The 20799-nt window shown below is 38.2% G+C and carries 18 protein-coding genes and 1 riboswitch; of the genes, 1 reads left to right on the top strand and 17 read right to left on the bottom strand.

Annotated features, from left to right (window positions below):
• Positions 1-49 precede the first annotated feature (49 nt).
• From queC to ACDF53_RS04955, 8 genes are all read right to left on the bottom strand, one after another.
• Positions 50-739 (bottom strand): 7-cyano-7-deazaguanine synthase QueC, encoded by a 690-nt coding sequence (gene queC / locus ACDF53_RS04990; RefSeq protein ID WP_370815666.1) that lies wholly within the window; start codon positions 737-739, stop codon positions 50-52.
• A gap of 68 nt (positions 740-807) precedes the next feature.
• Positions 808-1563, bottom strand: coding sequence for an exodeoxyribonuclease III (locus ACDF53_RS04985; protein WP_054748264.1), 756 nt, complete (start codon positions 1561-1563; stop codon positions 808-810).
• A 148-nt stretch (positions 1564-1711) separates the two neighbouring features.
• The gene (locus ACDF53_RS04980; RefSeq protein ID WP_024064459.1) at positions 1712-1936 is read right to left on the bottom strand and encodes a hypothetical protein; all 225 of its coding nucleotides are present in this window, start codon (positions 1934-1936) and stop codon (positions 1712-1714) included.
• 13 nt (positions 1937-1949) lie between these two features.
• Positions 1950-2768 carry a sulfurtransferase gene (locus tag ACDF53_RS04975; RefSeq protein WP_370815665.1) on the bottom strand — a complete coding sequence of 273 codons (819 nt, stop codon included), beginning with the start codon at positions 2766-2768 and terminating at the stop codon, positions 1950-1952.
• Positions 2769-2990: 222 nt separating this feature from the next.
• Positions 2991-3443, bottom strand: a complete 453-nt coding sequence (locus ACDF53_RS04970) for a hypothetical protein (RefSeq protein ID WP_278786185.1) — start codon at positions 3441-3443, stop codon at positions 2991-2993.
• A gap of 133 nt (positions 3444-3576) precedes the next feature.
• Positions 3577-4122 carry a hypothetical protein gene (locus ACDF53_RS04965; RefSeq protein ID WP_370815664.1) on the bottom strand — a complete coding sequence of 182 codons (546 nt, stop codon included), beginning with the start codon at positions 4120-4122 and terminating at the stop codon, positions 3577-3579.
• A 54-nt stretch (positions 4123-4176) separates the two neighbouring features.
• Positions 4177-5472: a DNA (cytosine-5-)-methyltransferase gene (gene dcm / locus ACDF53_RS04960; protein WP_370815663.1), complete on the bottom strand. Its 1296-nt coding sequence runs from the start codon at positions 5470-5472 to the stop codon at positions 4177-4179.
• An 84-nt stretch (positions 5473-5556) separates the two neighbouring features.
• Entirely contained in the window at positions 5557-6939 is a 1383-nt protein-coding gene (locus tag ACDF53_RS04955; RefSeq protein WP_370815662.1) for a Sau3AI family type II restriction endonuclease, read from the bottom strand.
• 276 nt (positions 6940-7215) lie between these two features.
• Between ACDF53_RS04955 and ACDF53_RS04950 the strand changes: the two genes are divergently transcribed.
• Entirely contained in the window at positions 7216-8151 is a 936-nt protein-coding gene (locus ACDF53_RS04950) for a DUF3829 domain-containing protein (RefSeq protein WP_295780409.1), read from the top strand.
• 114 nt (positions 8152-8265) lie between these two features.
• On the opposite strand, the gene ACDF53_RS04945 is transcribed toward ACDF53_RS04950, so the two are convergent.
• From ACDF53_RS04945 to ACDF53_RS04905, 9 genes are all read right to left on the bottom strand, one after another.
• The gene (locus ACDF53_RS04945) at positions 8266-9819 is read right to left on the bottom strand and encodes an ABC transporter substrate-binding protein (protein WP_370815661.1); all 1554 of its coding nucleotides are present in this window, start codon (positions 9817-9819) and stop codon (positions 8266-8268) included.
• A gap of 294 nt (positions 9820-10113) precedes the next feature.
• Positions 10114-10929: an ABC transporter ATP-binding protein gene (locus ACDF53_RS04940; RefSeq protein ID WP_105089748.1), complete on the bottom strand. Its 816-nt coding sequence runs from the start codon at positions 10927-10929 to the stop codon at positions 10114-10116.
• Positions 10922-11719: an ABC transporter ATP-binding protein gene (locus ACDF53_RS04935; RefSeq protein WP_005385379.1), complete on the bottom strand. Its 798-nt coding sequence runs from the start codon at positions 11717-11719 to the stop codon at positions 10922-10924. Before ACDF53_RS04935 ends, ACDF53_RS04940 begins: the two co-directional genes overlap by 8 nt.
• Positions 11720-11731: 12 nt before the next feature.
• The gene (locus tag ACDF53_RS04930; protein WP_302208883.1) at positions 11732-13300 is read right to left on the bottom strand and encodes an ABC transporter substrate-binding protein; all 1569 of its coding nucleotides are present in this window, start codon (positions 13298-13300) and stop codon (positions 11732-11734) included.
• A gap of 149 nt (positions 13301-13449) precedes the next feature.
• The gene (nikC, locus tag ACDF53_RS04925) at positions 13450-14271 is read right to left on the bottom strand and encodes a nickel transporter permease (RefSeq protein ID WP_005385374.1); all 822 of its coding nucleotides are present in this window, start codon (positions 14269-14271) and stop codon (positions 13450-13452) included.
• Positions 14271-15209: a nickel ABC transporter permease gene (nikB, locus tag ACDF53_RS04920; RefSeq protein ID WP_295232669.1), complete on the bottom strand. Its 939-nt coding sequence runs from the start codon at positions 15207-15209 to the stop codon at positions 14271-14273. The genes nikC and nikB overlap by 1 nt, the downstream gene beginning before the upstream one ends.
• Before the next feature lie 163 nt (positions 15210-15372).
• A riboswitch (cobalamin riboswitch) is annotated at positions 15373-15560 on the bottom strand.
• 390 nt (positions 15561-15950) lie between these two features.
• Entirely contained in the window at positions 15951-17282 is a 1332-nt protein-coding gene (potE, locus tag ACDF53_RS04915; protein WP_370815660.1) for a putrescine-ornithine antiporter, read from the bottom strand.
• A 617-nt stretch (positions 17283-17899) separates the two neighbouring features.
• The gene (argH, locus tag ACDF53_RS04910; protein ID WP_370815659.1) at positions 17900-19327 is read right to left on the bottom strand and encodes an argininosuccinate lyase; all 1428 of its coding nucleotides are present in this window, start codon (positions 19325-19327) and stop codon (positions 17900-17902) included.
• Entirely contained in the window at positions 19327-20538 is a 1212-nt protein-coding gene (locus tag ACDF53_RS04905) for an argininosuccinate synthase (protein WP_005381291.1), read from the bottom strand. The genes argH and ACDF53_RS04905 overlap by 1 nt, the downstream gene beginning before the upstream one ends.
• Between the last annotated feature and the right edge of the window lie 261 nt (positions 20539-20799).

Below are 20799 nucleotides of genomic sequence, written 5' to 3'. Positions count from 1 at the left end.
AAGGCGACTACTTGTCTAAGCCAGTTTATAGGTGTTATAGAGTCGAGTGTTATAGAGCCGGGTCTTCGACGCCGTTTGCGCGGAATGCTTCGGCTCTGTCGATGCAGGTGCCACAGTGTCCGCATGGTTTGTCGCCGCCTTCGTAGCAGGACCAGGTTAGGTGGTATGGTACGCCAAGGCGTAGTCCTTCTTTTACGACGTCTGCTTTGTTGTGGTTAATGAATGGTGCTTCTAGGGAGCATTCTTTCCCAGATCCTTCAAAGATAGCGTCACCCATAGATTTGTAGAAGTGTTCAGTACAGTCTGGGTATGCATTGCCAGCCGCATCATCGCTATGGGCACCATAGTAGATATAGCCACAGTCTAGAGATAAGGCTAAGGAAGCCGCCGCAGATAGGAATAGACCATTTCTAAATGGCACATAGGTACTAACCGTACCTTCTCCTTCTGTTTCTTGTTGTTCCTTGTATGAACCTTGAGGTATTGCCTCTGTGGATTGGGTCAATAAAGAGCAATTGCTGAAGGCAAACAATTTAGTGACATCCATCGTTTTACCTTCAATTCCATAATAAGCGAGAATAGATGCAGCAGCCTCTAGTTCTTTACTATGTTTTTGACCATATTGAATGGATAACGGCACTACATTGTCTTTGCCAAATCTTTCAATAGCTAGCGCTAAACATGTAGTACTATCTACACCACCGCTGAATAAGACAACAGCCTTTTGTTTTTGTGCCATAAGGTCTCCTTTCACCTATTACAACAGCCCCATCCTAAGATGAGGCTGTAGATTATACTTTCAATATATTATAAATCGATATCTAATTCTACTGGGCAGTGATCAGAGCCAAAGATTTGTTGGTGAATTTTAGCTTCTTGAATTTTGTCGTCAAGACGTTTAGAGGTGATGAAATAGTCAATTCTCCATCCCGTATTTCGTTCACGAGCCTTGCCCATGTAGGACCACCAGCTATATTCCTCAATTGCATCTGGATAGAGGTGACGGAATGTATCTGTAAAACCAGCACCTAACAGTTCGGTCATTTTTGCACGCTCTTCGTCGGAGAAGCCTGCATTTTTACGGTTCGTCTTAGGATTTTTAAGGTCGATTTCTTGGTGAGCCACGTTAAGGTCACCACAAAGAATAACTGGTTTTTTCTTATCTAATTCTAGCAAATAGTTACGGAATGCATCTTCCCAAGTCATGCGGTACTCAAGACGAGCCAATTCACGTTGGCTATTTGGTGTATAGCAGCATACTAAATAGAAATTGTCATATTCAGCAGTAATAACACGGCCCTCTTGATCGTGTTCTTCAATGCCAATACCATTAGTTACGGATAACGGTTTAATGCGTGTGAATACAGCCGTACCACTATAGCCTTTTTTCACAGCACTATTCCAATATTGCTCATAACCTGGCAATTCCAAAGAAATTTGATCAGGTTGCAATTTTGTTTCTTGTAAACAGAAAATATCTGCATCCAGTTCGTTAAAGGATTCCATAAATCCTTTTGTTACAGCCGCACGAAGGCCGTTTACATTCCAAGAAATTAATTTCAATGCTTACTCCTTATTCTAATAGTGCTTTTACATACTAATATAGTTTGTGAAAGCCTCTATTTCAACAATTTCCTTATATTTCAAAATATTCTTATTTATACTAGCAATTATAGTATGTTATACAGTTTAGCCAGAAAGTTATACATTACTATTGTTTGTGTTTCTTTGCATGTCTTGCTTCCGCACGAGCCTTTCGAGCGTTTTCGTTTGCTTTAAGATCACTTTCACGTTTTTCACGGAAATAATTAGCTATGGAAGATAAAACAAGAATTACCAACACCGTAACATTGAACATGCCGGGCCCAAAGGTATAGATGTGATAACACAAATAACCAAACGCAACAAGGGTTAGTAGATGTTTTAAAATTTTCATTTGCCCTCCTGTATTATCGTAATGTTTCTACACCAGTCTTAAGTGGGAAACCGTCATAGGTTACCCAGTCACTAGAACTACCAACATATAAGGCAGACTCAAGCCCTACCTCACTCATAGTCAATAACGCATTACAAGCCGTTACCCCTGAACCACAATAGGTCACAACAGGTCTATTTTGGTAAATTTCATTATAATACTGGGATTCTAAATCTTTTACAGACTTAGGACCATCTGCGGTATAGCCACTTTCATAAAAATGATTAACAGCACCAGGAATATGCCCAGTCATACCATCCATCGTATCTACTTGAGACCCATCATAACGATACGGCGCACGAGCATCAATGATAACATGATCTCCGCTTTCACTAGCTTTGAGAACCTCGTCACGGCTCATAACCATATGAGTTTGCAATTCATAGTTGAAAACAGTTGGTTCTGTCGGCAACGGAGTAGGATCTTTAGTAAGAAGATGACCTTCCTTAACCCAACGTTCAATACCGCCAGACAACACGCGCACATCAGACAACCCCATGTAGCGCAAAGTCCACCAGAGACGACCCGCCAAGAAGAGCCAAGAATCATACACAACGACCTTGGAATCACGAGTGATCCCGTAAGACTCAAAAGTATGAGCCAAACGCTCCATATCCGGCAATGGATGACGACCGCCATGCTCGCCCAAAGGACCTGTTAAATCCTTATTTAAATCCACCGCATAAGAGCCTTTAATATGACCTTTTTGATAATCTTGATAACCACGAGCATCTAAAATAATGACCTCGTCGAGACAAGCTAATAATTCTTTAGGAGTGATAAAATTTGACATATGTACTCCTTTCATATGATTATATCGAAAAATACAAATTTGATAATATTATTATATACCGATATGTAACTATGGACAATGAATATCAAAATATAATTTGAACAATACGCAAATATGTCCTAATAATTCTTTCACATTACAAATATCCTATCCATACAAATAAAAGGTACACCTATATAGTATTATAGGCGTACCTTTATATTGTATGCTAATGTATTTCATTTATAAAAGGAAAGAATTTCCACAACGTAAACATACATATGTATGCTCCCAATCGCGACGTAATCCTGGATATGTATCTCTATTCCATACATATCGTTGATATGTTTTGTAGATTAACAACGCATATGCACCAAAATAAATAATTAGTGAAGCCTCATGTTTACTTAGGCCGGAAATCCAAAGCAATAATACGAGACCAAATTGAATCGCAATCCACCACTTTAAAATATATGTAGCAATTGATTTTTTCATCGGTGGTTTAGCCATCATAGAAAGTGCTGTTTGTTGAGTACCTACAGTATTGCCAATACCAACACCTACTCGACCACCAGCACCAATACCTACACCTGTAGTTACACCATTTACATTAGAAAAGCCACCAGCATAAGCAATATTATAACTTTGGATATTTTCTGATTGGCAATATGGACATACGTATGCATTCTCGCTCATAATTCTCTCTCCTATTGTATCTCAAATTATTATAATCGTTTATATCCTACTTACTGTTAATGAGAAAGTAATGAGAGTCACATTATTTTTAATGCTAAAAAAGCCTCTATCATAGATAGAGACTTTTTCATAATTAAAAGGTAACTTTATAATATTGTTTAAATGCCTTTACTGAAATAACATATCCACTTGAAGTTACATCAACTTTTTCTTTTTTAAATGCCACAATTGAATCTCCAGAATATATCTCATTCCCATTAAAGTCATAAACAGCACTAAATTTTAGCCCACTTACAACTCCTGAATCTTTTAACTTTGCTTTTTTTACTGTAGACTTAACCTTTTCTGAAGTATATGGCACTTTTGATAAATTATTCCTTTTTATTATACCCTCTATGGACTTATTATAATCGTAATCAGCTATAGCCTCGCCTTCAGCAATAAAGTTTTCTTTTTTATCAACTGCATACACCTTGAATTTTAGGGTATATTGGGGCGGTTCATAAATAACATTCTGTACAGAATTCAAATCTAGATAAATATCCCTACTACTATCATGGCGTTCACGCCAAAACTGTGGTGAGTTTTGTAATTCACCTAAAGAAATGGCAAATGTTGCACTAGAAATACAAATAAAAGTAACTGTTAAAGTAAATAGTCTAATAAAACGTAACAACATAAATTATCCTCTCTCTACACTAAAGAAAAGGAGCTCTAAACTAGAGCTCCTGTATTAGATAGCATCAATTTTTTGAAGCTCATCACCTATACGTTTAACGATACCTGTCACAAGTGCATTCCCCATGAAGAACATACGCATACGATCAGATACCTCTACTACTTCACCTTTTGCATTACGTTTATAGCGAGTCCAGTCATCAGGAAAATCTTGTAAACGCTCAGCTTCAATCGGTGTAATAAGTCGATATTTACCATCAATTTTCAAAAGATGTGTAGATCGATTAACACTGCCTTCAGATGTAAGCATTGTCCGACCTGGTAGTTCAAGAGAGTCATATTCACTCATACCACCTTCAGAGAAGGTATAAGTATGTCCATTTGCTGCAGTCCGTGTAATTTTCTTAGGACCACGAAGATATTTAAACTTCTCTAATTTTTCACCATCAACATAATAATTTTCTGGTACTTGATTGTCTTTAACCACAATCTTTTTCATTGGGATTGGTTCTTCATCCCCTTTTGGTTCAGTTTCAATCGTATAATAATACCCATTAGTCATGAGTCCAGAGTTCCACATTTTACCATCAGAGAAGTTTGCTGATACTTCTGCAATATCTTCATCAAGCTTATTAGCATTAATACGTTTTTTAACTGCTTCACCTTTAACAGGGAATTGACGAGCAAAAAGCCCATCTTTAAAGATATAAGGAGTATAACAAGCTAAACGAGTATCTAAATCGACATCAGTAGGTAATGTGGCTTCGTATTTAGTATGTAGTCGTTTCCCCCACTTTGTGTCATTTCTAAATACAAAGAAGAACACACGACGTCTCCGTTGTGCACGACCATAATCAGCAGCATTGATAACACGCCATTCCACAGAATAACCTAATTGATTGAAAGCAGCCAACATAATCGCAAAGTCACGGCCACGTTGATTGGAAGGAGCCTTCAATAAACGGTCAACATTTTCTAAAACCAAATACTTAGGTCTAATTACCTCAGTAGCACGGATAATTTCCCAGAAAAGAACCCCTTTTTTCCCTTCGATACCAAGTTCATTCTTCTTACTACGTGCAACCGAATAATCTTGACAAGGAAAACCACCAACAATCATATTTACACCATTAGCCTTCATTTCCTCGAACTTTTCATTAGGAATTAAAGCTACATCGGTTGGAATATGTTCTATATCAGGAAATCTATATAAACCTACTTCATAGGCATCTTGAGTCTTACGAGATGGCTCATACTGGTTAGAATATAGCGTTTTGAAAACTTCTTTAGAAGAATTCTCTAAACCTACTATAAACCCACCTACACCATCAAACATGGAGAATATTTTCATTACTTTACCCCTTAATATACCACCTTCATAGATCATTATTATATCAGAAATTCCTAAAAAGATCAAGATCAATTTGAGTCTCTACTATATATCTTTCACAACCTCCGCTATGAATTCTTTATTTAACCAATAACATTGTTTTGTTATCTTTTGTCCATCAGGTAAAGAAATCTTATCGTTCCCATTCCTCCCCTTTGGTCTTATATGGCAAACACCATTAAATTTAGAGCCTGGTAAATTATTTGATATACCTCTGCCTCTAGGTATAAGTTGAACACCTTCTTCTAAAATAGTTTTCGTCGTTCTCCATAGACTTTTTAATTCATTTTCAATCACCATTTCAGGCATATTCCAAAGTGTAACACCTTTGAAGTAAGCCTCTCTATCTTTATTCTCCGTTTCATACTCATCATATTGGAATACTACAAATAAATATTTTGTATACTCAAAATTTTCATAAAGTTGAGAGTATTCCCAATCATCTTTAATCCAACGATTAAAATCTATTTGTTCAAATGACATATGCTCACAAGGAATGCCATCAGGCTCCAGTCTAATTGTTTTGAATTTAATATTCGCTTTATTAAATTCTCTAAGAGTCTCCAACTTTGTCCCTTTTACTCCTAATATGGCGCTAATAAGATTAGCATTAAAGGCCTTATTCGTACTAACTGGGATCTCCATTAGTTTAGCAATCTCAGATACCCTTTTCCCAATATATGGAGCGAATCGTTCTTGTAATAATTGTAATGTAGTCTTACTTTTAAGTTCATCAACATTAAATAGTGATGGTATTAATTGTCTATCAATAACACGGCGAGCAAAGGCAGACATGTAAGAACTTTTAAGAGAAAATGCACGTTGTTTAGCTGGTATATTAGAAAATGGTTGTTTTCTTATGGACTTAGCATTAGCCCCTTTAGTACACGCAGCCAAATACATCGTATCACCTTCTGAAATATTATGGGCCTCACCGGCTATAATCTTATCCATAATAGTCTGCCAATCTTGCTTTATAATTTCTAAATCCACAGGATCAAAATTATGTAAAACAGACTTTATGATAGGAAAGTCCTTTTTATCTAATTCGTCTTTATATAAGTAAAATATAACCAATAAATTCTTATTTTTTTGCCAAAATGATGATTCTTCAAAAGAGTCTTTGTAATCCTCTTCATAGTTAATAATATTTAAAACTAACCGTTCTTTTGCAGAGAAGTCATTCTTTTTATTTTCTTTTATAGCAGTAACTTTTAGCTCTAAACCTAAATCAACAAAATCTGCTTCTGCTCTGCTATTAACGGCCATTTTAAATAAGCCTTCTTCTAAAACCTGACCTATACCGCCCTTGTTTCCCCTACTATCTAGGCGATTATTTATATCAAACTCACCAACCGTTTTACCCTCTGCAGATTCAGCTATATCTAATACTTCTTCAATAGAGTTATAAACCTTATCAGTGCCCATTAGAATCTCCTCCCGTCATATATACATAAATTATATCAAAGGTATTAAGAAATATACTAATTTAACTTTCACAGAGTATATTCATCTATAAATAGCGAATTACAAATATTAATACATGTTCACATAACATAATTTCATCTATTCCTTATGATTCTCTGCTCTATACGTCTTTTTTGGGACGTAAGTTTATGATATAATGTAACTAATTACTCTAGGGGCGTAGTGCGCCCAAACGGATCCAATAAGAGTTAGTGTGTTTTCAAGGAGCGTGCGCAGTTGAAAAAGGGATACATCAAGTTAATAGCAGCTGTTGTGCTTGGCATTGCTATTATCGGTGGTGGGATCTACGGGGTGTATACACTCTTGTCATCCAATACAACGACAATTTTATATCGATCAACCGTTGACGACAAAATCAACGCTATCCGTCCTTACATTGTCGCATTAGACACATATAATTCATATAGTGTAGCCTATGCTAACCAATTACAACCAACTCTTGAAGAGTTGCGTAATGGGTCCCATAACACGACCATAACATTGCCAAAATATAAGGACCTTAAAACAGCTTTAGAGGCTGCAAAACAAGATAGTCCAACTCCATACGAAGATGTAAACCAATCGACTAATGATGTATTAGCGATTCTAGACCAATTAATTCCGGTTGCAGATCAATTGCAAGCCTATTATGTAGAGCGTCGTTTCGAAAAAGATAATTTCAAAGGTAGCGATGAATTAGCTGCACAATATGTGCCACTAGCTGAACAATTCTATGCTACATACAATGCGTTAGATTTAGCCTTAGATAATCGTAATAATGAGCTCTATACAGAGCGCATGAACGAGTATCAAGGTGAAAAACGTGAAAATGCAGTTAACTTCATTGAGTTAAATCTCATGACTGCCCAAACAATCGACCTTATCGATCCAGATGGAAATACGGATACCCAAAAGGTCGAAGCAAACTTACAACAAATCACACAACGCATTAATAAATTACAACCTGGTACAACATCAGAAACACAAAATGCAGTACGCGAGTATCAAGACTCTGTGAAAGAGTTTGTTGCAGAGGCTCGTAACTATATCATCATCAACTCTTCCTACGGCGAAGCTTATACACAACTATTTATTAAATATAACAAAATGGTTGGCAAAGCAAATGTTGTAAATATGGCAGAACTTGATGCAACAGAGCAAAAGAAAAAATAAGAACAACACAAAGAGGACCTACTTATACAGTAGGTCCTCTTTTTTATCCATCTGATTCTGTTATTTGGTCAGTCATCATATTTTAAATCACTAAATACCGGGAAATACCTTACATTATTTACGCTTCAAATCTTTCGTAATGATGTAGTATTCTGATGGAGATATTTTGATACCATCAATATGTTTATTTCCTACAATATTAATCTTAGGGTATCCAAGGAATAATGCTACAGAGTCATCAAGCATCAATTGTTCTGCATTAATAACGGCATTACGACGTACCACAGGATCATTAGAGCTTTCACCAAGAGTTAACAATTCATCAAAACGTGGATTAGAGAATCTAGAACCATTCGTTTCAGAACCTGTTCCCCAATATTGTTTCAAGAACCATACTGGTTGTCCTGTATTGGCCGTTACTACACTAGAGATTAACATATCGTAATCGCCGGACTGTGCTAATGTGTCAATCACCGCATAGTCTACAATCTTGATGTGTAAATCTACACCGATTTTTTTATAGTCTGCTTGTAATGCTTCTGCATATAATGGCAATTCAGGTCGAGATGTATACGCATAGAAATCTAGTACTAGATTTTCGCCATCCTTATCAACAATGCCATCGCCATTCGTATCTACGTAACCTTCTTGTTTCAACAAGGCTTTGGCACGTTCCACATTGTACGCATTAGGGTCCCGTAGTTGATTAAATCCATAATCAATAGATGGTGGTAACGGAGCCTTACCAGCTATAAATGTATCCTTCATCAAGTTCTTCGCATAGGACTCACGGTCTGCTGCTGCAATGAGAGCCGCACGAAGATTAGCATTTTTGAGTTTTCCTTTTTGACTCATGCGAACGAATACATCTCGAAGGGATGACTCTTCATAGATTGTAAAGTTCTTATCGTTTTGGAAGATGCCGTATTCACCAGGACCAATGCTAATAGCCATATCTACATCGCCTGCTTGTAGCGCCATAGCACGCGTATTAGCATCGTTGATAGAAGGAATTTCAACCTTGGCAAAACCAGCTTTACCATCCCAGTAATTTTCATTTCTACCAAGCTCAGCCCGTTCTTTTGTAAAGGATGTTACCACATAAGGACCTGTACCGATAGGACCTTCCTTGGCTATATCACGACCATTTGCCTCAGCCGTTACATCCATAATCAAGAATAAAGGATCCCCCAACAAGTTTGGCAAATTATAATATGGCTTATCCGTCTTAATGGTAAGCTCTTGACCATTAGCTGTCATTTCTGTGTAGTTAAAGAATGACTTAGCCCGTTTACTCTTCCCGAAGGTTCTTTCCAAGGATGCTTTTACCGCCTCTGCTGTAAGAGGATTACCGTTAGAGAACTTAACCTTATCATTGATGGTGAAAGTCCATGTCATCTTGTCATTACTTTGTTTCCAAGATGTAGCCAACCACGGTGTAGCATTCATGTGGTCATCAAATTTTATGAGCGTTTCACCAACACCATATCGCACAACAGCCCAACTAAAATAATTTTCCGTTGGTTCTAATGTACCAGCAAAGCTAATAGCCCCTACCTTTAATACATCATTAGATGAATCGGATGATTGATTCATGCAGCCTACAGTACCAAGGACCGTAACACCCAGCATCATGCCAATCAGTAACGCCTTATGTAATCCTTTCATTCACACACCTAACCTTTCTCTATATGTATATCATTTCATATGAGCATATTTTAATTATACCCATAGGGGTATATTGCTTAGTCAACTATACTATATATTCAGTGTTAACACAATCTCTTTTAAGAAAAATTTCGATATATTTGCATGTATGTGAGAATATCTTTGTAAACGAAAAAATAGCAGTTAGCCATTTGGCTAACTGCTATTATATATACCTACTATTTCCCTACTATAGTAAGCGATTCAGCTTATACAGTACCTGTACTAAGAGCACTGATACATTATACTGAAACCTTATGCTTCTTTAGTCGCTTCTTCTAACGTAAGCGGCTTATGATCTTTACCAATTTCAAAGATAGAGCTCAACAGAACCTTCGTATAAGGATGTTTTGCATCTGCTAGATGGAATGCATCTAACTCTTCAACAATAGCACCTTTATACATAACCACTACCTTATGACACATGGTACGAATGAACGCAATGTCATGCGCAATGAATAGGTATGTTAAGTTTTTCTTCTTTTGTAAACGCGCTAATAGGTACGCGATAGAGTCCTGTACAGAAACGTCTAGAGCACTTGTTGCTTCATCTAGCACAAGAATTTCCGGTTCCAGTACGATGGCACGGGCAATGGCCACACGTTGGCGTTGGCCCCCAGACATTTCATGAGGATAGCGATGCATGAACTCGCGAGGTAGGTCTACCATCTCAAGATAGTCACCAGCTATTTGTTCTTCTTTGCCCTTTTCAAGAAGCCCAAAATTGTATAGCGGTTCGAGGATGATATCCTTTACCTTCATACGTGGATTGAAGGCTGCTGATGGATCTTGGAATACCATTTGAATCTTCTTGCGGTACTCTTTCGTTTGCTCAGAGTTCATATGTTGGATTTCTACACCATCTACATAAATCTCGCCTTCTGTGATAGGCAGCATCTTCATAATCATACGAACCAAAGTCGTTTTACCAGAGCCAGATTCCCCTACAATCCCAAGGGACTCGCCTTTTTCTAAGGTGATATTAATACTCTTACACGCTTCGAGCTCACCACCAGTAGGAAGTGGGAATCGTTTACATACATTTTTTAATTCTACAGCGTAGTTAGTCAATGTAACGACCTCCTTCCAATGTTGGTACAGCATCTTTTAATTGTTTCGTATATTCATTAGATGGGTTTTCTAAAATATCTTGCGGTGTGCCAGCATCAACAACACGGCCCTTTTTCATAACAATGATATAGTCGGACATATAGGCCGCTACACCAAGGTTATGCGTAACCATTACGATAGCAGAATTATGCTCTTTAGCAAGTTCTAGCATTTGCATAACTACTTGAGATTGTGTTGTTACATCTAAAGCAGATGTAGGTTCATCACCAATTAATAACGCAGGATCCAGCGCTAATGCCATAGCAATGCCCACACGTTGGCGTTGACCGCCGGATAACTCATGTGGATAACGGCGCAATATATCTGCCCCATTAGGGAGAGAAACAGATTCTAATAACTCAATTGCTCGTCGATCACATTCATCATTGGTAATTTCTATATGAGATTTAAATAATTCTCTAAACTGTTTACCAATGCGAACTATTGGGTCTAAAGCACTACCACTATCTTGGAAAATCATGGCCATGTCTTTACCACGTATAGCTCTCCATTCAGACTTAGATAGGGTGCGAAGGTCTTGACCATTAAAGAGCATTGTACCATCTGTGACCTCACCACCTATAGGCAATAAACCCATGAGGGCCCGGATCACGGTAGTTTTACCGGATCCAGATTCCCCTACAATGGTCAATACCTTACCGCGTTCCAAGGTAAAGTTTACATCCATAACAGCAGGCACACCTTGGTACGCGATGTTAAGGTTCTCTACAGTTAGTATGTTTTCTGCCATTATAGCTCCTTATTATTTTGTAATTTTATTAGTAATCCAGTAGTAGTCACTTGGGTACATGACAGCACCTTTCAAGTAAGAACCAGTAACGATATTAGTTTTAGGGTAACCTAAGAACAATGCAGCACCATCATTCATCAATAATTGTTGAATTTGAATTGCATAGTCACGACGTTTTGCAGGATCAAATTCAGTTTCAGCAGCATCTAACAATTGGTCAACTTGTGGATTGGAGTAACCAGAACCGTTTTGAGGGTTGGAACCATCCACATTAGTATGCCAGTAGTTAGCTAAGAACCAGATTGGATCGCCTGTATTAGCAGTTACGATGTTGGAGATAAGCATATCATAGTCGCCATCTTGACCCATTTTATCAATCAAGTTATAGTCAACTGTTTTGATTTTCATGTCGATACCCACTTTTTTAAGGTCTGCTTGAACAGCTTCTGCATAAAGTGGTAATTCTGCACGAGAATTATATACTACGAAGTCAAATGTCAATGGTTTGCCATCTTTATCAAGGATGCCGTCCCCATCAGTATCTTTCCAACCATCTTCTGCTAATAATTGTTTAGAACGTTCAGGGTTATACGCATTAGGATCTTTCAAATCTTTGAAGCCATAGTCCATGGATGGTGGAATTGGTGCGGAACCAGGAATGAATGTACCTTTTAACAATACATCAGCATAGTTTTTACGGTCTGTTGCAGAAATAACTGCAGCACGTACTTTGTCATCACCAAGAACACCTTTTTGGTTAATACGAGCCAATACTACGCGAAGAGATGCGATTTCATCAACCTTGAACTTATCGTTATTTTGGAATAAACCAATTTCACCAGCACCGATGTTAACAGCCATATCTACGTCGCCAGATTGTAAGCTCATAGCGCGAGTATTAGGGTCATCGATGGAAGGAATTTCTACAGTTTTAAATGGTACTGTACCATCCCAATAGTTTTCGTTAGCAGCCATCTCAGCACGTTCTTTTGTGAAAGATTTAACTACGTATGGACCTGTACCAATAGGACCTTCCTTCGCAAAGTTACGGCCATCTTTTTCAGATTGTACATCAACGATTAGGAATAAAGGATCCGCTAAAAGGCCAGGCATATTAGGATATTCTTTTGTTGTATGAATAACTAATTGTTGACCATTAGCTTCCATAGAGTCATATTCGAAGAATGTTTTTGCACGATTGGATTTTTCAAAAGCCCGTTCGATAGATGCTTTAACTGCTGCAGCATCAACTTTTTTACCATTAGAGAATTTCACCTTATCATTGATTGTGAAAGTCCACGTTTTATGGTCTGGGGATACTTCCCATTTAGATGCAATCCATGGTTGAGGTTTCATTTGTTCGTCAAACTTAGCCAATGTTTCGCCTACACCATAGCGCATAACAACCCATGCGAAGAAGTTTTCTGTAGGTTCTAATGTAGATGCGAAGTTAGTTACACCAACTTTTAAAACATCCTTATTAGCAGCACCACTATTATCAGAGCCGCAACCAGCGATGAAGGAACCCATCATTACAATGCTAAGACCTGCTAAGAGGGCTTTTTTCCAAGATTTTTTCATGTAAAATCTCCTTGTACCATTACATATAAACATAAAACATACACATCATGACTACTACAATCTACAATAGTCATAATGGAAAAACCTTATTACCGCCTATTTATATAACAACTTTCACAACACAACCTATAAATAAGCATCACACGTAACTAACCTTGGTTCTTAGGATCCACTACGTCCCGTAAGGAATCAGACCAAAGGTTAAAGATAGCAACTACGATAAGAATGGACATACCAGGGAAGGCCATCAGCCATGGACTGGTTTGTAAATATTGACGACCTTCGTTGAGCATAAGGCCCCATTCTGGTGTTGGCGGTTGAGCACCAAAACCTAAGAAGGATAGACCTGCTACTTCAATCATGATAGCCCCAATATCAAGTGCACCTGTTGTAACAACAAGAGGAAGGATATTGGGAATGATATGACGTCTTAGAATAGTCGTTGTAGAGGCCCCCATCATGACAGCCGCCGTTACATACTCTTCACCGCGAACTTTCAACGTCATAGACCGTACAAGACGAGCATATTTTGCCCAACCAACTACAGATAGCGCTATAATCGTATTCACAATGCTACCACCCAAAATACCAGCAATGGCAATGGCTAATACTACACCCGGGAAGGATAGCATAATGTCCGCAAGACGCATGAGGACCATTTCGATTTTCCCGCCGAAATAACCAGCTACGGCACCGATAATAGTACCAATGCTTACCATGATAACAACGATACTGACACCCATAAACAAGGATAACTGTGTACCATAAATGATGCGAGACAATACATCACGACCAAGCTTATCTGTACCAAACCAATGTTGACTACTTGGCGCTTGTAATGCTTGACTCAGATTTGAGCTAAAAGCATCACCCGGAGCAAGCCATGGTGCAAAAATAGCAATGAGTACAACAATAATCATCAATGTACTGTAGAAAGAGAACAGTTTATGTTTTTGAATAAATTCTGCCATTATGCTCTCTCCCTTTTTAATCTAGGGTCTAACAAGATATATGACGCATCAACTAATGCATTAATACACATATATGCTAAGGCAACCCACAACACAAAACCTTCGATCAATGGATAGTCGCGCATGGTAATGGCATATACTGCCATATTCCCAAGGCCAGGCCAGGAGAATACCATTTCAATAACTGCAACACCGCCTAATAACCAACCGATAACAACGCCCAGTATAGTGATAAGTGGTAATACTGCATTAGGCAAAATATGACCGAATAAAATTTTCATCTCACTCACACCACGAGCACGTGCGCCGATAACATAATCCTTTTGCATTTCTTCAAGAATAACGAGACGAACTTGGCGCATGTACTTGGACCCGACTACAACAGCTAATGTAACGGCTGGTAGAATTACACCGATAGGAGTTACACGAGAAGATGCAATAGGAACAAGTCCTAATTTAAGGCCAAAGATATAAATCAGTACAAGGCCTAACCAGAATGATGGCATAGACACGCCTACAAAGGAAGCAACGCGCAACAGATAGTCGATCCATTTGTTTCGATTTAAGGCGCTTATAATCCCTGCCGGCAATGCATAGAGCAATGTAAATACTAATGATGTACCTGCTAACATAACTGTCCCTGGCAAAGCCTCCAACATACGATCTACAACAGGCTTTTTAGCAGAGTAACTCATCCCTAAGTCACCTTGTGCAGCATTTACAACCCAGTTTGCATATTGCACTATAAACGGTTTATCTAACCCAAGCTGAGCTCGAGTCTCATCGATGAGCTCCTGAGACACGATAGTATCTGCCGTTTCTAGTAACATCGTTACTGGATCGCCTGGTGCTAAATAAGTGAGACAAAATGTCAAAAATGTGATGCCAAACAAGGTTACAATAAATTGTCCCAAATGTTTAGCAAATCGTTTACCCATAGGCGCCTCCTAAACTCTCTAAACACTAACAACAAATCAAATGAAAAACTAAGGGTACCTCCCACTCAACGTAGCAGTAATACGCAAAAATAAGAAAAAATATAGCTCCCTGAGGAACAAAAAAAAGCTAGTCGCCTGACTAACCTAAATTAAGCACAGTATATGCATACCATACATTTAGAGCAGGCTTTCTGACTCAGACTCATCGCAACATTTCGGCCTTCCCAGTTTCCCAGTGACCCTATAATGAAACCTTGCTCCTCATTACAGCTATTTGCATAGTATGGGATTTACACCCATTTTCCTCTTTTACGCTCGGTGAACACCGACACTCACTAGTTCATTCACTTTTATCGATTATAAATATACTATATTAATATTATGTTTACAATACATATACCCCTTAGGGGTATCGTTATATTTAGTAAAATCAATATAATTTTTATACTAACAAAAAATATCGATTACTGAACAAGTCTCTATTTATGTATAAACCCATAAAAATCACTTTATATATATGATTTTTTCCGTATTAACTGTATCCAACTGTATATATATTAATTATTATTATAATGGTGATTTTCTCATGAATTTTTTTTATACATACCGAAAAAACTTTTAATCACTTTAGTAACTATCAATTATTTATAATCAATAAAACCATAATTAATAAGTTTGATTAATATACCAAAAAGAGGCTGTTACTAAGTAACAGCCTCTTATAAGACGAGAGTTATTTAATTAATCGATACTTTGTTGTAAGCGGTGTGCTTTGCGTGTAGTCCACGCTTTACGCAAAACATAGATCACGAAACCGATGCTTACCGCTACTGCACTACCTACCATAGCATCAAAGCCACATGCGTAAATTGCATATAAACAGTAGATAACGCCTGCGCCGAACACGTAGTTGAAACGTTTAATACGGCTTTCAGCTACGCCAGCCATACGCATCATTGTAGGTACTGCCAAGATGCACAATACATACGGTACTACGTTAGTTACAACCGCTAAGTTTACTAAGATTTCAAATTGCTCACGTAAGGAGTCGCTAGCAGTGAACAAAGTAAGTAATGTTTCAACAGCGAGTAAAATGAATACGCCACGAACAGGAGCATCTTTGCTATTTACACGAGCAAATACTTTAGGGAAGTAACCATTTTCCGCTGCGCTTTTGAATACGCGAGACAATGTGAATTGCCAGCAAAGCAAAGCGCCAAAGCAAGAAATAACCATTGCAGCCATAACGATGTCTGCAATTGTATCATTAAACATGTATACAAATGTCAAACCAAATGGTGCATTAGAATTTAACAAGTCAATGTTAGGCACGATACCTGCCATAACATTCGTGGACAAGATGTAAACCACTGCCACTGCTAATGTACCTGCCACAGTAGCGATAGGTACGTTTTTCTTTGGATTCTCAACAGCATCTGCATTAGCCGCTGCGGACTCAAATCCTAGGAAGCCCCACAAAGTCAGGGAAATAGATTGTTTTACTGCATCGTAAAACGGAAGATCATTTGGGTTCCAAGCTGCCCAATAAATAGATGGGTCGAACCAATACCAGCCGATTGTACCAATTAACAAAACCGGAACAATAGAGCCCCAAATAGTCATGTTGCTGAGTCGACCTGTGAAGCGATTACCACGGAAGTTCAAAATCGCTGCGAACCACAAGAGCACAATTGTTACTTGGCTAGTTTGTGTCGCATTGAGGTCAACACCAAAGAAAGCTGCGCCATAACCTACGGCAGATACCGCGATGGCGATATTAGCAATGATGAGAGATATGCTGTAAGCATAGCTCGCCATAAAATGTCCAGTTTTACCGAAGCGGTGTTCTGCATAACCGCCCATGCCCCCTCTAATCTGAGAGAACATACCCGCTTGAGCAAAAATATACGCTAACAGAAGCGCACCCACAGCTGTTACGAGCCAAGATAAAACTGAAATAGTACCAACTTGAGCCAAATTAGTTGGTAACATAATGATCCCAGCTCCTAGCATATTGGCTGCTACCATTGTGGTTAGCTGGAATACAGACATTTTTTTAGCGGTGGTTTTCATGTATCAATCCCCTTTCAAAAGGTGAATTTTTTCTCGTCCATAATTCACTTAAATATAATATACCGCTAAGTAAATTCAGTTCGTGCTGTGATGGGCTTGAATGTGAATTTACCGTTGTTATTCTTATTACGAATTAAATAATAACACCTATGAACCCAAAATGAAAGTACTTTATTGGCGGACAAGCATTATTACACGAATTGAATAAATTATAGTTAATTTATCATCTAAAACGAACAGAACTCATTTTAACAATGACAGGGTATATTTTTATCCCATTTTATTCTGTGTATATATGTGATTTTTACTATCTATCATGGTTATAGTGTCCTAGTACAAGACTATTGTTTTTGCGCAGTCCACTGTATGCGTACATAAATTTACACCATTTTAATAGTAATTTATCAATTAGAATAACTCTTTTCAAGAAATTATCTATCATTCAAATAAAAAATCGATATACACATAAGCTTAAAGGTTAATATAAAGCACTTTAACATAAGACTTATATGTATATCGATCTTAAATTTTCAATGTCACAAGAGTAACTATTACTTTGAATGTTACTCTTGTACAGGATGTAGCCCTAAATCAAAACATTAGGCTTACTAAAGCAATTATGCTTGCACAGATTCTACAATTGCTTTCCACTGAGCAATTTGTTTTTCTTCTCCAGCGATAACAGCTTTACCATTGCTACGTTGTCTTTCCACACATTCTGGAGCAGTACCAGAATAGTTATTACGACCAGCTACGCAAGCTTCGATGGAAATGGCATCAAGGATATCTGCATCAAAATGATGTGAGATAGCTTTGAAGTCCTCAACGGATAAATCAAGCAATACACAACCTTTTTCAATGCAATGATGTACAGCATTACCTACGATTTCATGAGCTTCACGGAATGGAACGCCTTTTTTCGCAAGGTAATCGGCCATATCTGTAGCATTAGAGAAGTCATCATCGAGGACAGCTTTCATATGCGCCCCATTGACCTTCATACCACGGACCATAGCCGCATTAATGGACAATGCAAAGTGTACTGTATCGATAGCATCAAAAATGCCCTCTTTATCCTCTTGCATATCTTTATTATATGTAAGTGGCAAGCCTTTTAATGTAGTTAATAAACCTAACAAGTGACCATAGGTACGACCTGTTTTACCACGAACAAGTTCACATACGTCAGGATTTTTCTTTTGTGGCATAATGCTAGAGCCTGTGCAATGAGCATCATCGAGTTCAATGAAGTTAAACTCATTGGTAGACCACAAAACCAATTCTTCGCTAAGACGGCTCAAATGCATCATCACAAGAGATGCAAAGGACAAGAATTCAACTACATAGTCACGGTCAGATACGGCATCCATACTATTTTCGTAAATACGAGAGAAGCCGAGTAGCTTTTGCGTATAGGTTTGATCAATACCGTACGTAGAACCAGCTAAGGCCCCTGCACCAAGTGGCATGATGTCTGCGTGTTTGAAGACCATCAACAAACGGTCAAAGTCGCGCTCTAGCATAGAGAAGTATGCCATCATATGATGACCAAACAATACAGGTTGAGCCCGTTGTAAATGCGTATAGCCAGGCATGATAACATCGCTGTATTTTTCAGCCGTTTCTATGAGAGCTTTTTGCATATCTACGATAAGCTCGCCCATTTCTACTACGGCTTTACGCACGTACATGTGCAAATCTACTGCGCATTGGTCATTACGGCTACGGCCGGTATGTAAGCGGCCACCGGCTTCACCAATATCATCTGTTAAGCGTTTTTCAATATTCATATGAATGTCTTCGAGAGCTACGGAAAATGGGAACTCCCCTTTATCGATTTGGCCTTTAATCTTTGTTAAGCCCTCAACAATAGCATCCCGATCTGCGTCGGAGATAATATTTTGTTTTGCTAGCATAGTCGCGTGTGCTTTACTACCTGCAATATCTTCGGCGTACATCCGCGCATCAAAAGCGATAGAGGATGTAAAATCCTCTACCGCTTTATCAGTGCCTTTTGTGAAACGCCCGCCCCACAATTTAGCCATTATTTACCTGCCTTTTCTTTCATCAATGCATTAATTTTAAGAGGTAAACCGAACAAGTTAATGAAACCAGCCGCATCAGCTTGGTTGTATACATCGTCTTCTTCGAATGTTACGAAATCTTCGCTGTACAAGGAGTATGGAGAAGTTGCACCAGCAGAAATAATGTTGCCTTTGTACAGTTTAAGTTTTACTTCACCAGTTACAGTTTTTTGAGTTTCATCAACGAATGCTTGCAAAGCGTTCATCAATGGTGCGAACCACATGCCATCGTATACGAGTTCAGCGTATTTGTTGGCAATGAGTTCTTTATAGTGGTATGTAGCTCTGTCAAGGCATAGGTATTCAAGTTCTCTGTGAGCATACATGATAATGGAGCCGCCTGGGTTTTCATAAACGCCACGGGATTTCATACCTACTAATCTATTTTCAACGATATCTACAACACCTACACCATAGTGTGCACCAATTTCGTTGAGTTTTTCTAACAATTGTAAAGGAGTACCTTCTTGACCGTCTACCGCTACAGGTACACCGTCTTTGAAGGATACAGTTACATAACCAGCTTCGTCTGGAGCTTGTTCAGGAGTATGTGTTACCAAGTACACATCATCTTTAGGAGCATTTGCTGGATTTTCAAGATCGCCACCTTCATGGGACAAATGCCATACGTTTTGGTCCATGGAATATGGATGGGATTTTGTAGCTACAACAGGAATGTCGTGTTTAGCAGCGTATTCCATGCAGTCTGTTCTAGATTTCAAATCCCATTCTCTCCAAGGAGCAATGATTTTCATATTAGGAGCCAATGCTTTAATGGCAAGTTCAAAACGAACTTGGTCATTACCTTTACCAGTCGCACCGTGAGCGATAGCATCAGCGCCTTCTTTTTTAGCAATATCTACAAGGATTTTACCGATTAAAGGTCTAGCGAAGGATGTACCTAATAAATATTTGCCTTCATAAACTGCACCAGCTTTTACTGTTGGCCACACATAATCTTTTACGAACTCTTCTTTAGCGTCAACAATATACGCTTTAGAAGCACCAGATTTGATCGCTTTTTTCTCAACTGCATCATAATCCTCAGGTTGACCCAAGTCTACGCATACGGCGATAACTTCAGCGCCATAATTTTCTTTTAACCAAGGAATGATAACGGATGTGTCTAAACCACCAGAATATGCGAGTACTACTTTATTTGCTTTACCCATGATAACACCTCATAAAAAACTTACTATGTATTTAAACTCATATAATCGATATTATATCAGATAATTGTGAAAGCACCGTGGCATCTAGCTCAACGGTTATTCCCTCTTTCTGACAAAAAATAGTATACACCTGTATAATTATAAATGCAAGCATTATTTTTATTCAATTTAATAATATATTTCGGAACGTAACTATTTATTACAAAAAACATCTCTGTTAGCCAATCACCAATCAACTAACAGAGATGTTACTATAGTTAT

The sequence above is a fragment of the Veillonella sp. genome (genome assembly GCF_041333735.1).
Classification (GTDB): domain Bacteria; phylum Bacillota; class Negativicutes; order Veillonellales; family Veillonellaceae; genus Veillonella.
This window is presented reverse-complemented; position numbering and strand designations above follow the sequence as displayed.